Origin of the sequence: Faecalibacterium intestinale, assembly GCF_040096575.1 — a bacterium.
GTDB lineage: Bacteria > Bacillota > Clostridia > Oscillospirales > Ruminococcaceae > Faecalibacterium > Faecalibacterium intestinale.
This window is the reverse complement of sequence record NZ_JBBMEN010000008.1, coordinates 1-13,663: the sequence shown is the minus strand read 5'-3', so window position 1 is coordinate 13,663 and position 13,663 is coordinate 1. Positions and strand designations below refer to the sequence as shown.

Genomic DNA, 13,663 nt, shown 5'->3' with positions numbered 1-13,663 from the left:
CTTTTGTGCAGCAGCCTTTTTTCAGGAAGTATCTCCGGGAATGTCACATGGTAAACTGGATGGCGCAGAAGGCGGCGTAGATGCACAGCAGGATAATGCCCTGCGCACGGGACAGCTTGCCGCGCTTCAGTGCGGGAAGGGTCATGATCATCATGACAGCCAGCATGACCGGGATCTCCAGCACAAGGCTGGAATTGATGCCGAACAGGGTGGAACTCTGCGGCACGGTGAAGGGTGCCAGCGTGACGGACATACCGCTGACCAGCACCAGATTGAACACGTTTGCGCCCACGATGTTGCCAAGGGACAGATCGCTGCAGCCCTTGACCAGCGAGGTGATGGCAGTGACCAGCTCCGGCAGGGAGGTGCCAAGCGCCACAAAGGTCAGCGCAATGACCGACTCCGGCACGCCCAGTGCCTGTGCGATGAGGGTGCCGTTATCCACCAGCAGGTTTGCGCCCAGTGCGATCAGCACAGCGCCCAGCACCAGCAGCACCAGCGTTTTGGTAAGGGACATCTCTTCCCCGGCATTTTCGGCCTCGGCCTCCGCTTCGGCGGCGGCAGGGGCTTTTTTCATCTGCAATACGTTTGCCACCATGTAAGCCACGAACATGGCCAGCATCACAAAGCCCAGCGGGCGGGTGAACTCGCCCATGGCGTAGGCAGCCACGCAGTAGATGGCGGCTGCGGCAAAGAAGAAGGCTACCGGCACCCGCAGGGTCTTGGGGTCTACCTTGCCCGGACGGACAGCGATGGTGATGGCGGCGATCAGGGCAGAGTTGCAGATGACCGAGCCGATGGCGTTGCCGTAGGCGATCTCACCATGGCCGGAGACAGCGGACATGGTGGATACCATGACCTCCGGCAGGGTGGTGCCGATGGACACCACCGTTGCACCGATGAGCAGCTCCGGCAGGTGGAACCGCCGTGCCAGTGCCGAAGCACCGTCCACGAACCAGTCGCCGCCCTTGATCAGGAACAGCAGACCGATAATAAATAACAATACAGGAACCAGCATAATTTTTCTCCTCTGAATTTTCGCGGGGCATGAACCTGCAGAACCGGGAACGGATCGCTCCATCCCCGGTTCTGCACAAGATCGGTCAGTTGGCGTTATTTCTGCATGATGTGGATGGCAAAGCCGCCGTACTCGCCGTCAAGATATACGTTCTTGATGCGGCCGTCCTCAAAATAGGCAGCAGTCTCCATGCGGAAGCTAAAGCCATTTTCCTCCAGCTCCTCCATCGCAGCCTTCAGGTCGGGGGTGCGCATTGCGATGTGGCCGTTCTTGCCCAGAAATGGGCTCTTCATGCACTCGAAATAATTGCCGGCAAACTCGGACTTCTGTCCGTGGCGGGGCTCTAAGTTGAACAGCTTGCACAGCAGCAGCGCCAGCTGCTCGGCCTCGCCTGCGTTGTCGGTGTTGATGCCGACGTGCTCCAGCTCAAACGTGTTTTTCATTTGGTGTTTCTCCTGTTACTTCATGGGGAAGATCAGCACAGCGCCCACCGTCAGCGCCAGCAGACGGATGAAGTACTGCGGAATGGTGAACTTCCAGAACTCGGTGATCTTGTAGTCACCGGCGCCCATGATCATGGCGGGCATACCGTCAATGGGCAGGAAGTGTCCGCACCAGCCGGAGACCACGATAGCGGCAGCGGCTGCGGTGGGGTCCAGACCCAGATTGACGCAGGTGGCAATGGCCATGGGAGCAAAGACGTACACGGTGCCGATGGTGGAACCGGTCAGGGTTGCCAGCAGGCTGGTCAGGATGCAGAAAGCGAAGATCAGCACGAAGGGGTTGACGTTGGTGCCCAGCATCTTGGCAACGGTCTCGCCCACCAGACTGGTCAGGCCGGTGTTGCCCAGAGCATCGGCAATGCCGATGACGCCTGCGGACATCAGGATGATGGGTGCGCTGATGGAGTTGCGGATCTCGTTGAAGTCCATAACGCCGGAGATCAGGATGACGCCCACGGCCAGACCGGTGATGGCGTAGCCTGCGTCACCGATCTTGCTCTGCAGGATCATGCCCACAACGGCGAGCACAAAGCTGAAGTAGGTGATGAGCTCCTGATTCTTGGTCAGAGCAACCTTCTGCTCACCGGCGTGGAGAGCCTCTTCCTTGGCCTCGGCAATGGGGTGGTCAGGCATGATCTTGTAAGCCAGGATGCACCACACCAGGAAGCCGATGGACAGGCACAGGTTGACCAGAGAGAACTTGACCAGATTGACGTTTGCCGCAACGCCTGCGCTTTCCAGAACGGCGATGACGATGCCGTACTGCAGCGCGGTGTTGAAGGGCAGCAGCGGATGGTTTGCTGCAAAGCCCGCAGGCATCAGCACCTTGGACGGGGGCAGCTGCTTGGAGTAGGGCAGAGTGGACAGCAGGCCGATGACCAGCACATAGTAGGCGGTGGAACCGGTGCCGAACAGGCTGCAGCCCAGCATAACAATGAGGATCAGCAGGACGTATGCCTTAAAGCCGCCCTTGCTGGCCATGTTGAACATGGTCTGCTTGAACTTGACGATGAAGCTGGTCTTCTGCAGAGCCGCGATGATGGCCATGAAGGATGCCAGCATGACGATGGTGGGGTTTGCGAAGCCGCCGAAAGCGGTCTTGATGTCGGTAACGCCGAACACCACCAGCAGCAGCAGCGCCAGCAGCGGGGGTGCGCCGAAGGGCAGTTTATCCACCATGATCAGGATGATCATGAGGACAGTCACTGCCAGAGCAATGATCATGGGAAGTGTCATAGAACGTGTCCTCCTTTTTTGTGTCCGCAGTACCTGTTGCGCAAGAGCCCGACCCTTTGCACAATTCCGATGCGGCTTTCTTGATTAAAAGTATATAGTTTCCCGCTGTGCGTCACAATCATTTTTCGGCTTGTTGCGTTCTTTTTTGAAACATATTCAGAATTTGTTCAATTTTCTTGTCGCAATATGTTACTTCTTGAAACACATTGCGGTTAGTTTTGGCTGATTCGTCGCTTTTTGAAACGGACAGCAGAAAGATCCCCCCCTGCGCGGCTGCTTCTGTTAAAAAAAGAGGTCCAGAAAAGTCCGCAGACCTTCCTGAACCTCAAAAAATATTCTTTTTGCTAAGGATGTGCAGCTTAGACCATTACTTTCCGGCAAGGTCTTTGGTATATAGGGCGCGGGTGGCGTTGAGCACGGCAATGACCATCACGCCCACGTCCGCAAAGATGGCTGCCCACATTCCGGCAATGCCCAGTGCACCCAGCAGCAGGCACAGCGCCTTGATGCCCAGCGCGAACACGATGTTCTGGTGCACGATGCGCAGGGTGCGGCGGGCAATGCGCATGGCAAGCGCGATTTTGGCGGGGTCGTCATCCATCAGCACCACGTCTGCGGCTTCGATGGCGGCGTCCGAACCCAGCGCACCCATGGCGATGCCCACGTCTGCGCGGGACAGCACCGGTGCATCGTTGATGCCGTCACCCACAAAGGCAAGGTTTTCTTTGGGCTGCTTTGCGGCAAGCAGCTTTTCGATCTGGTCCACCTTGTCGCCGGGCAAAAGACCGGCGTGGTACTCGTCCAGACCCAGCTGCTGCGCCACCGCCTGCGCCACCGGCTGTGCATCGCCAGTCAGCATGACCGTCTTGCGCACGCCGGAAGCCTTCAAAGCGCGGATGGCATCGGCGCTGTGGGGCTTTACCACGTCCGCAATCAGCAGATAGCCCGCATAGCGGCCCTCTACGGCAACGTGCACGATGGTGCCCACGCCCTCTACGGCGGGCACGGTGATGCCCAGCTTTTCCATCAGGCGGGCGTTACCGGCGGCAACGGTCCTGCCATCTACCTTCGCGGTCACGCCATGACCGCCAAGCTCCTGCACGTCTGTGACCCGGGCGGCGTCGATGGGCTTGCCATAGGCAGCCTTGATGCTCAGGGAGATGGGGTGCTTGGACCAGCTTTCCGCCAGCGCAGCGGCTTCCACCAGTGCAGCGTCGGTCACGCCCTCGGCGGGGTGGATGCCGGTGACCTTAAAGGTGCCCTGCGTCAGGGTGCCGGTCTTATCGAACACCACAACGCCGGTGCTTGCCAGCTCCTCCAGATAGGTAGAGCCCTTGATGAGGATGCCGCAGGAGGAAGCGCCGCCGATGCCGCCGAAGAAGCTCAGCGGGATGGAGATGACCAACGCACAGGGGCAGCTGATGACAAGGAAGGTCAAAGCGCGGTAGACCCAATCGCCAAAGCGGGCGGGCTGTCCCATAAGCAGCAGCACCACCGGCGGCAGGAAAGCCAGCGCCAGTGCGCCGTAGCAGACGGCGGGGGTGTACACCCGGGCAAAGCGGGTGATAAAGTTTTCCGCCCGGGCCTTTTTCATGCTGGAATTTTCCACAAGGTCGAGAATTTTAGAGACGGTGGATTCGCCGAATTCCTTGGTGGTGCGCACCTTCAACAGGCCGGTCATGTTCACGCAGCCGCTGATGACCTCGTCCCCGGCGTTCACGTCACGGGGCAGGCTTTCGCCGGTCAGGGCGGCAGTGTTCAGGGCAGAACTGCCCTCCACGATGACGCCGTCAATGGGCACCCGCTCGCCGGGCTGCACCACGATGACGGTGCCCACCTCGACCTCATCCGGGTCCACCTGTTCCAGCTTGCCGTCCTCGCCTTCGATGTTGGCGTAGTCCGGGCGGATGTCCATCAGGCTGGCAATGCTCTGGCGGCTTTTGCCCACGGCGACGCTCTGGAACAGCTCACCGATCTGGTAGAAGATGATAACGGCGCAGCCCTCCACATAATCGCCCAGCGCAAACGCGCCCACGGTGGCGACCGCCATCAGGAAGCACTCGTCAAAGGGCTGACGGTTCTTGATGCCCTTCAGCGCCTTGCGCAGCACGTCCCAGCCTACTATAAGGTAGGGGATGCAGTAGAGCGCCAGCTCAACCGGCATGGGCAAGGCGGGCAAAAGCTTGAGCACGATCACCAGCGCCACGGCGATCAGGATCCGCTCAAGGGTCTTTTTTTGTTTCTTGTTCATAAGCAACGCTCCTCGTTTTGCGGTGCAGTGGGTGAAAAACGGGTGGTTTTCCACAGGTTTTTCGGCAAAAAAATGGGTATTCCACAGTTTTACCCGGGTTTTCCACACAGTTTTCCGGCAGAAAAGCACTTTTTCACGCTTCTTTTTTGTTTTTCTCACGAAATCTGTTGAAAACCCGGTGGAAATTGTTGAAAAGTGGCGGATTTTTCCACAGAAAAAGTTGTTACACAACGTAATCACACACAAAGTAAAAAGCATCTGCTGCATTCGTTTTGGGGTTCCAGAAAAATCTACGAATTCTTGCTGCAGATGCTTTTTTCTTTAGCGTCCTCGCCCTCTCAGTCATCGCTGCGCGATGCCAGCTCCCCCAAAGTGGGAGCCCTTGGCAGTCCACGCAGACTGCATCTCTTTGCCAAGGCCTCTCCCTTTGGGAGAGGTGTCACCGCAGGTGACGGAGAGGGCGAGGCTGTTGACCGTGTGCAGCAACCTGCCGCACATCAGATATCAAAGATCTCGCAGTCGTCCTCTACCTTCTTGCAGGCAGACAACACGTTCTCCATGGTGGCGTGGGGGTCGGCACCCTCGGCAAACTCCACCTTCATCTTCTGGGTCATAAAGCTGACGGTCGCCTTTTCCACACCGGCTACGGTGTTGGCGGCATCCTCCATCTTCTGGGCGCAGTTGGCGCAGTCCACTTCGATCTTGTAGGTCTTTTTCATAATAAGTACCAGCCTTTCTTTTTGTGCGGGCGTGTGCCCGGTCATTCTTCGATATGGTCCATCCCCATGGAGAGGATGCTGCGCACATGGTCATCGTCCAGTGCGTAGAAAACAGTTTTGCCTTCCCGCCGGAAGCGCACAAGCTTGGAGTCCTTGAGCACCCGCAGCTGGTGGCTGACGGCAGACTGGCTCAGCTGCACGGCGTCCGCGATATCCTGCACGCAAAGTTCGCTGTCATGTAAGGCATACAAAATTTTGATGCGGGTGGAATCGCCGAACACGCGGAACAGATCTGCCAGTTCGTACAGCACCTCGTCATCCGGCATCTCCACCGGCTGCTTTTCCTTTTCTGGTGCGGCTTGTTCTAGCCCGGTCATGCTGTCCTCTCCCTTCGCTTCGATATATGAGCATCTGTTCATGTGTTCATGATAACACGCAGACAGCCCCCTGTCAAGCAAAATCCGCAAAGTTTTTTACATTGCCGCAAAATTGCTGAAAATCGCCGTAAAACGCAAAAAAGATGCAATTTAAATTTGCAAACAGGGTGCGGGTTTACCCCTTCCGTCTGCTCCCTTTGGTCGCAGCCACCTTCCCCAAGGGGACGGCTTCAGTAGTGGCGGGAAAGTCTCCGGTTTCGCCAGAGGCTCCCTCCCCGAGGGAGCTGGCGCGGCGCAAGCCGCGACTGAGGGAGTTTTTCCCCCTGAAAAAATATGCAAAAAATAGTGCATTCCGGCGCGTTTTGTGATATCTTATAAAGGTGTATGACCACAAATAACACAACTGCGTCCAAAGGACGCATAAGGAGGAACTGTATATGAAGCTGGAAACCGGTATCTGCGGCGAGCAGAGCGTGCGCGTGAGCGCAGAGAATACCGCAAAGACCATGGGCAGCGGCACGTTGGACGTGTTTGCCACCCCCGCACTGGTGGCACTGGCCGAAAAGACCTGCTGGCAGAGCGTTGCCCCTGCACTGGAAGCAGGCAGCGGCACGGTGGGCACCAAGCTGGAGCTGGAGCACACCGCACCCACCCCTGTGGGCATGACCGTGACCTGCCGCAGCGAGCTGGTGGCAGTGGAGGGCCGCAAGCTGACCTTTAAGGTGACGCTTGCGGATGAGAAAGGCCCTGTGGGCGGCGGCACCCACGAGCGCTTTGTCATCTTTGAGGAAAAGTTTGCTGCTAAGGCCGAGGCCAAAAAGGGCTAAGAGTCGCTTTTGTCTGTTTCGTCCAGCCGCAGCGGCGGCAAGTCTGCGGCCAGCAGCTGCTGCTCGGCGCGGGTTTGCGCGTCCTGCAAAAGCTGCACAGCCTGCACACTGGCGCGGAACAGCTCAAAGTACATGGCCTTGTAATCCGGCACGGTGCACACCCCCTTTGCGTTTCTGTGGGTAGTCTGCCCCGCAGCCTGCGCCCCGATACGCCGGACGAACCCCGCAGACAATGATTGACACCTGATATGAGGAGCTTATGAAAAACAAAAACTTATCCTGGGTGGGGGCGCTGTTCGTCTTTGCCCTGCTGCTGTGGTGCACGGCGGTGACCCCCGGCAAGGTGGCCGACCCCGCCACCTACACCTGTGCGGTGTACAGCACCTTCTTTTCCCTGCTGCCGCCGGTCATTGCCATCGTGCTGGCGCTGAACACCAAGGAGGTGTACACCTCGCTGCTGGTGGGCATTGCTTCCGGTGCGCTGCTGTATGCCAACGGCAACCTTGAACTGGCGCTGAACACCCTGTTCTTCAACGAGGACGGCGGCATGATCACCAAGCTGTCGGACTCCGGCAACGTGGGCATTCTGGCCTTTCTGGTGATGCTGGGCATTCTGGTGGCGCTGATGAACAAGGCGGGCGGCTCGGCAGCCTTCGGGCGCTGGGCGTCCACCCACATCCACAGCCGGGCGGGCGCACAGTTTGCCACCCTGCTGCTGGGCGTGATGATCTTTGTGGACGACTACTTCAACTGCCTGACCGTGGGCTCGGTGATGCGCCCGGTGACCGACCGGCAGAAGGTGTCCCGCGCAAAGCTGGCTTACCTGATCGATTCCACCGCCGCGCCCATTTGCATCATTGCGCCGGTGTCCAGCTGGGCGGCTGCGGTCACTTCCAGCGTCCCGGCGGGCTCTGGCATCAACGGCTTTACCATGTTCCTGCGCACCATTCCTTATAACTATTACGCCGTCATGACCGTTGTGATGAGCCTGTTCCTCATCTTTACCGGGGCGGAGTTCGGCCCCATGAAGCTGAACGAGGACAACGCCCAAAACGGCGACCTGTTTACCACCGCCGACCGCCCCTACGGCGATGATGTGGACGATGGGAATGATACCAACGGCCATGTCATCGACCTGATCGCACCGGTGCTGGTGCTGATCGCGGCCTGCATCTTCGGCATGGTGTACACCGGCGGCTTCTTTGAGGGCGTGGACTTCATCACCGCCTTTGCGGACTGCAACGCTTCGGCGGGTCTGGTGCTGGGCAGTAGCATCGCCCTGCTGTTCACCTTTGTATTCTACCGGGTACGCGGCGTGATGACCTTTCAGGACTTTGCCGCCTGCATCCCCGAGGGCTTCAAGGCTATGGTCAGCCCCATGCTGATTTTGTCCCTTGCATGGACGCTGTCCGGCATGACCGGCCTGCTGGGTGCAAAGTATTATGTGGCAAACCTGCTGGGCAGCTCTGCGGCGGCTTTGCAGTATCTGCTGCCGTTCATCATCTTCCTTGTGGCGGTGTTCCTTGCCTTTGCCACCGGCACTTCCTGGGGCACCTTCTCCATCCTGATCCCCATCGTCTGTCAGGCGTTCCCGGACGGCGAGATGCTGGTGGTTTCCATTGCCGCCTGCCTGTCCGGTGCGGTGTGCGGCGACCACTGCTCTCCCATCTCGGATACCACCATTATGGCTTCGGCGGGCGCACATTGCAGCCATGTGAACCACGTTTCCACCCAGCTGCCCTACGCCATTACGGCGGCAGCCTGCTCGGCGGTGTGCTACGTCATCACCGGCCTTGCACAAGCGGTGCTGGGCAGCCGCGCAAGCCTGCTCACCTCGCTGGTGCTGCTGGTGGTGGCCATCGTGCTGGAACTGGCGGTGCTCAGCGTCATCCGCGCCCGCACTCGGGCAAAAACTTCCGGGGATGCTGCGTAAAATTCCGCTATGCAGCGGGGCATTTTCGTGGTATACTGAACGTATAGCAAGAAAACTAAAGCATCGGAGGCGCATGACCCATGCTGGAAAAAGCTTTTCAGGACGTCTACACCAAATTCAAGCTGCATTTTTATCAGAACGTGTTCCAGCGCTTTGCCACCCGTGAGGCTACCCTGACCACGGTGGAGTCCTTCTGCATGGAGGGCATCATGGCGATGGGCGAGCCCACGATCGCGGAGTTTTCCCGCATGATGCAGATCTCTACCCCCAATGCGGCGTACAAGATCGGCAGTCTGGTGAAAAAGGGCTATGTGGAAAAGATCCAGTCCACCACCGACCGGCGGGAGTACCACCTGCGCCCCACCCAGAAGTATATCGATTACTACAACATCAGCTACTCGTATCTGCACACCGTAGTGGAGCGTGCCCGGCAGCGCTTTACCCCTGCGGAATGCGCTAAGCTGGAGCAGATGCTTACCATCGTGAGCACCGAGCTGATGCCGGAACTGGATATACTGAAAAAAGGCGAGGAATAAAAACGATAAAACGGCTGCTGCACAAGAACGTGCAGCAGCCGTTTTGCGTTGGGAGAATTTGGAATGCGCACGCTTCGCAGGGAAAGTTCCTGCTTGCCAGCAGCGGGCAGGGACGCTCCGCTGGGCCAGAGGCAGGGAGGGGTGTTCCGAGTCCCCCCTCCCTACCTCTGGACTCCACCCACCCCGCAACGGGCCAAGGGCTGCTCGCCCTTGACAATCCTAAAGAAGAAGTCGAAGCACAAAAAAGCTAGCGCTGCGCCAGTCGGCGCTATCGCTTTAACGCTTTTTTCGCTTCTCCATTTATAGCCCCTCAGTCGCTGCGCGACAGCTCCCCCGAGGGGGAGCGAGCGTGCCCGCAAGCTTTGCGGTTTAACCGCAACCCTTCCCGTCATGCCAAAGGCTCCCTCCCAGAGGGAGCTGGCAAAACCGATAGGTTTTGACTGAGGGAGTTCAGGCGCCCCCTTGGGGGAGCTGCCGAACGGAGTGAGGCTGAAGGGGTCACAAAAAGGAAAATCCCCCGCAGTTTTCACGAAACTACGAGGAATTTTCTTGGCGGAGTAGGAGGGATTTGAACCCTCGCGCCGTTGTTTAGACGACCTACGCCCTTAGCAGGGGCGCCTCTTCGGCCTCTTGAGTACTACTCCAGAGCAAAGTGCATTACACTTATTCAATAAAAAATGGCGGAGAGAGTGGGATTCGAACCCACGGTACGTTGCCGTACGGCAGTTTTCAAGACTGCTTCCTTAAACCACTCGGACATCTCTCCTTGTGGACACTCGCGTTACGCCGTGTCGAATGCCTATTTACTTTACCAGATTTACGCTGTTCTGTCAAGCCCTTATGCAAATTTTTTCTTTTTTCTGTCCGATAGCTGCACAGCAGCCCCATTTACCACAACCTTTATTCGAAGTTTTTTTGGAATTTCTCTTTACAGAAACACCTTTTTGTTGTATAATAAAACCAACATAAACCACCCATCGGGAAAAGGAGCATCATTATGTCGTTTTCAGAGCTATTGAAGGAGTGCCGCAAAAAGCAGGGCGTCAGCCAAGCGGAGCTTGCCGCCAGACTGGGGGTCACCCAGCAGGCTGTCGGCAAGTGGGAAAGCGGCAAGTCCTCCCCCGACCCCTCCACTGTGGCTCGCATTGCGGAGCTGCTGAACACCACGGCGGACTATCTGCTGGGGCTGTACCGCCCGGTCAGCAATGTTTCTGCCCCCGAGGAGCGCTTTTTCGGCAGCTACACCGAGAGCCTGATCCCGGTCATCGGCACAGTGAAGGCAGGCTACGGCGCACTGGCCTTTGAAGAGGACTACGGGCAGGAGTACGCCCGGGTGAAGGACCCCGCAAACTATTTTTATCTGGTGGTGCGCGGCGACAGCATGGAGCCCCGCATTCAGGACGGCGACCTTGCGCTGGTGCACAAGCAGGACACGCTGGAAAACGGCGACCTGGGCGTGCTGATCTACGGCGACGAGGGCGAGGGCACTTTGAAGCGCTACATCCAGCGCGGCAACTGCGTGGTATTGCAGCCCTTCAACCCCGCCTATCATGAGATGGTCATCAAGGGCGAGGACCTGAACCACCTGCACATTGCAGGCCGCGTGGTGGAGACCAAGGCCAAGTGGTAAGCCGGATGATTTAAGCTTTCGTGGCTGAAGGCTTCCCCCCTGTTTTTCATAAAGCCATCTGCTGTTTTGCGTATGGCTTTATTTTTTGACCCTTTTTCCCGATTTTATCCTCTTTGGAGGTGTTTTTTGCATGGAACAGACCCTGATGGACAAGCTGACCATTCTGGCGGACAGCGCCAAATATGACGTTGCCTGCACCTCCAGCGGGGCGTCCCGCACCGCGCGCCCGGGCACAGTAGGCAGCTGCTATGCCCCGGGCTGCTGCCACGCCTTTACCGCCGATGGTCGCTGCGTCAGCCTGCTCAAGGTGCTCATGTCCAACTGCTGCTCCTTCGACTGCGGCTACTGCGTCAACCGCCGCTCCAACGATATCCCCCGCGCCACCTTTGCGCCCCGGGAGCTGGCAGAGCTGACCATGGAGTTCTACCGCCGCAACTACATCGAGGGGCTGTTTTTGTCCAGCGCGGTGCTGGGCACCCCGGACTACACCACCGAGCGGATGCTGGCGGTGCTGCGGCTGCTGCGGGGTGAATACCGCTTCGGGGGCTACATCCACGCCAAGGCCATTCCGGGCACAAGCCCGGAGCTTTTGCAGCAGCTGGGGTATCTGGCCGACCGTCTGAGCGTAAATGTGGAGCTGCCCAGTGAGCGCAGCCTGAACCTGCTGGCCCCGGACAAGGGACGGCACTCTATCTTCCGCCCCATGAAGCAGATCGCAGTGTCCGGCGCTGCCAGCCGGGAGGAGCTTACCCTTTACCGTCACGCGCCCAAATTCGCCCCCGCCGGGCAGAGCACCCAGATGATCGTAGGCGCTTCGCCGGAGACGGACTACCATATCTTAAAACTGACCGAGGGGATGTACCAGAAATACGGGCTGAAACGGGTGTTCTACTCCGCTTACATCCCGGTAGCCGAGGACACCCGCCTGCCCGCACTGGACACCAAGCCGCCCCTTCTGCGGGAGCACCGGCTGTATCAGGCCGACTGGCTGCTGCGGTTCTACCAGTTCGAGGCGGACGAGATTTTAGATAAGGACAACCCCAACTTCAACCCCTATCTGGACCCCAAATGCAACTGGGCGGTGCAGCACTACGGGCTGTTCCCGGTGGACGTGAACCGCGCTCCCTTCGAGATGCTGCTGCGGGTGCCGGGCATCGGCCCAAAAAGCGCCCGGCGCATCTGGCGCGCCCGCAAGCAGGCGGCGCTGGGTCTGGACGAGCTCAAGCGCATGGGCGTGGTGCTCAAGCGGGCGCAGTATTTTATCACCTGCCGGGGCTTTTCCGGGGCGCACCCGGGGCGCGGCACCGCTGGGCGGGAGCGCATTACCCGGGCGCTCATCGATCCCAACGTATTCAGCGGCAGCTGTGAGCAGCTGAGCCTGTTCAGCCCGCCCGCCGTGGACAACCTCATCGGGCAGGGCGTGCCGCCCCGGGCGGCTGTCCGAATGGTACGAGAGGAGGCCGTGCAATGTCTTGCCAAGGCGCTGTAACCCCCAAGGGGGCGCGCAAGCTGCACGATGCCGATGTGGTCTACCTGTATGACGGCAGCTTTGAGGGCTTTCTGTGCTGCGTATACGAAAGCTTTGCCCAGCACGAACTTCCCTTTGCGGTGTGGACGCCCCAGCGGGAGACCGCCACCCTCTACCCGGTCAAGGAGATTGCCACCGACCCCGCCGTTGCCCGGCGGGTATTTGCCAGCTTTGGCAAAAAGCTGGGCGCAGAGACCGAGTACCTTGTCAGCCGGGATTTTCTCTCCGGGCAGGAGGACAAGGAGCTGCTGTTGCTCCGCTTTCTGCATCTGGCCTTTGCGCTGGGCCCGGGCACGGTCAAGCGGGAGGGACACCCGGTGGTCGCGCCCCTCTACGCCATGAAAAAAAGTCTGGACTGGGAGGTAGACAAGTTTCAGGGCTTTGTGCGGTTCGAGGAGCACGACGGGATGCTGGGCGCGGTCATCCACCCCAAAAATTATATCCTCCCCCTGCTGCGCCCGCACTTCTGCGGACGCTTTCCGGAGGAGGACTTCATGATCTACGATGCCGTCCATCAGGCAGTGCTGCTGCACGAGGGGCACAGCACCCGGCTGCTGGAGCTGGCAGCGCCCTTGGAGCTGCCGCCGTCCAGTGCGCGGGAGCAGCAGTTTCAGGCGCTGTGGACGCAGTTCTACAAAACGCTGGAAATCAAGGCGCGCCACAACGAAAAAGGCCGCATGACCCATTGCCCCAAGCGCTTCTGGGCGGATATGGTGGAGATGCAGGGGGAATTGTAGAACCCCTTCCGTCTGCTCACGCAATGCGAACTCCCCCAGTCTCGCTGCGCTCGACAGCCCCCTCGGAGATGGGGCCTTTGGCAAAACCGGAAACTTTGCCGTACTGCCAAAGGCTCCCTCCCAGAGGGAGCTGGCAAAACCGTCAGGTTTTGACTGAGGGAGTTCAGGCGACTGAAGGGGTCATTTCCCTTCCGCTTCCAATGCGCTTTCCACGCCCTTGAGCAGATCCTCTGCCGGGATGCCGTACAGCCTTGCCAGTGCCATCAGGTTAGAGGTGTTCGGCTCCGAGGTGCCCGTCTCCCTTAATTAAAGATATTGTTGGGTAAAAAAGAAAGGTCAGTCGATTTTGCCGATGAAGCGGTAGTAGA

The 13,663-nt window shown here is 58.8% G+C and carries 13 protein-coding genes and 2 tRNA genes; 6 read left to right on the top strand and 9 right to left on the bottom strand.

From position 1 onward, the window contains the following. Window positions 1-43: 43 nt before the first annotated feature. The 6 genes from WMO20_RS07700 to WMO20_RS07675 all read right to left on the bottom strand — a co-directional run bounded on the left by WMO20_RS07700 (window position 44) and on the right by WMO20_RS07675 (window position 6,104). On the bottom strand, window positions 44-1,018 hold the full coding sequence (locus tag WMO20_RS07700; protein ID WP_349186391.1) for a calcium/sodium antiporter: 975 nt from the start codon (window positions 1,016-1,018) through the stop codon (window positions 44-46). 95 nt (window positions 1,019-1,113) lie between these two features. Then, the gene (locus WMO20_RS07695; protein WP_112091663.1) at window positions 1,114-1,461 is read right to left on the bottom strand and encodes a VOC family protein; all 348 of its coding nucleotides are present in this window, start codon (window positions 1,459-1,461) and stop codon (window positions 1,114-1,116) included. Window positions 1,462-1,476: 15 nt separating this feature from the next. Beyond that, on the bottom strand, window positions 1,477-2,757 hold the full coding sequence (locus WMO20_RS07690; protein ID WP_349186390.1) for an SLC13 family permease: 1,281 nt from the start codon (window positions 2,755-2,757) through the stop codon (window positions 1,477-1,479). A gap of 367 nt (window positions 2,758-3,124) precedes the next feature. Continuing rightward, window positions 3,125-5,008: a heavy metal translocating P-type ATPase gene (locus WMO20_RS07685; protein ID WP_349186389.1), complete on the bottom strand. Its 1,884-nt coding sequence runs from the start codon at window positions 5,006-5,008 to the stop codon at window positions 3,125-3,127. A 497-nt stretch (window positions 5,009-5,505) separates the two neighbouring features. Continuing rightward, window positions 5,506-5,727: a cation transporter gene (locus tag WMO20_RS07680; RefSeq protein ID WP_015537588.1), complete on the bottom strand. Its 222-nt coding sequence runs from the start codon at window positions 5,725-5,727 to the stop codon at window positions 5,506-5,508. 41 nt (window positions 5,728-5,768) lie between these two features. After that, window positions 5,769-6,104 carry an ArsR/SmtB family transcription factor gene (locus tag WMO20_RS07675; RefSeq protein ID WP_112091660.1) on the bottom strand — a complete coding sequence of 112 codons (336 nt, stop codon included), beginning with the start codon at window positions 6,102-6,104 and terminating at the stop codon, window positions 5,769-5,771. Window positions 6,105-6,541: 437 nt separating this feature from the next. Between WMO20_RS07675 and WMO20_RS07670 the strand changes: the two genes are divergently transcribed. After that, window positions 6,542-6,931 (top strand): thioesterase family protein, encoded by a 390-nt coding sequence (locus WMO20_RS07670; RefSeq protein ID WP_113992506.1) that lies wholly within the window; start codon window positions 6,542-6,544, stop codon window positions 6,929-6,931. On the opposite strand, the gene WMO20_RS07665 is transcribed toward WMO20_RS07670, so the two are convergent. Next, window positions 6,928-7,083 (bottom strand): hypothetical protein, encoded by a 156-nt coding sequence (locus tag WMO20_RS07665; protein WP_154251355.1) that lies wholly within the window; start codon window positions 7,081-7,083, stop codon window positions 6,928-6,930. The genes WMO20_RS07670 and WMO20_RS07665 overlap by 4 nt on opposite strands. A gap of 107 nt (window positions 7,084-7,190) precedes the next feature. Between WMO20_RS07665 and WMO20_RS07660 the strand changes: the two genes are divergently transcribed. Then, complete coding sequence (locus tag WMO20_RS07660; RefSeq protein WP_349186388.1) at window positions 7,191-8,864, top strand: Na+/H+ antiporter NhaC family protein; 1,674 nt, start codon at window positions 7,191-7,193, stop codon at window positions 8,862-8,864. 80 nt (window positions 8,865-8,944) lie between these two features. Beyond that, window positions 8,945-9,400: a MarR family winged helix-turn-helix transcriptional regulator gene (locus tag WMO20_RS07655; RefSeq protein ID WP_112091658.1), complete on the top strand. Its 456-nt coding sequence runs from the start codon at window positions 8,945-8,947 to the stop codon at window positions 9,398-9,400. A gap of 550 nt (window positions 9,401-9,950) precedes the next feature. Here WMO20_RS07655 and WMO20_RS07650 read toward each other — a convergent pair. Both WMO20_RS07650 and WMO20_RS07645 read right to left on the bottom strand, forming a co-directional pair. Then, a tRNA-Ser gene (locus WMO20_RS07650) sits at window positions 9,951-10,044 on the bottom strand. A gap of 34 nt (window positions 10,045-10,078) precedes the next feature. Beyond that, window positions 10,079-10,166, bottom strand: a tRNA-Ser gene (locus WMO20_RS07645). Window positions 10,167-10,397: 231 nt separating this feature from the next. Here WMO20_RS07645 and WMO20_RS07640 point away from each other — a divergent pair. The 3 genes from WMO20_RS07640 to WMO20_RS07630 all read left to right on the top strand — a co-directional run bounded on the left by WMO20_RS07640 (window position 10,398) and on the right by WMO20_RS07630 (window position 13,295). Continuing rightward, window positions 10,398-11,030 carry a LexA family protein gene (locus WMO20_RS07640; protein ID WP_112090979.1) on the top strand — a complete coding sequence of 211 codons (633 nt, stop codon included), beginning with the start codon at window positions 10,398-10,400 and terminating at the stop codon, window positions 11,028-11,030. Window positions 11,031-11,160: 130 nt separating this feature from the next. Beyond that, on the top strand, window positions 11,161-12,519 hold the full coding sequence (locus WMO20_RS07635) for a putative DNA modification/repair radical SAM protein (protein WP_112090980.1): 1,359 nt from the start codon (window positions 11,161-11,163) through the stop codon (window positions 12,517-12,519). Further along, complete coding sequence (locus WMO20_RS07630; RefSeq protein ID WP_349186387.1) at window positions 12,498-13,295, top strand: TIGR03915 family putative DNA repair protein; 798 nt, start codon at window positions 12,498-12,500, stop codon at window positions 13,293-13,295. Before WMO20_RS07635 ends, WMO20_RS07630 begins: the two co-directional genes overlap by 22 nt. Window positions 13,296-13,663: the final 368 nt, after the last annotated feature.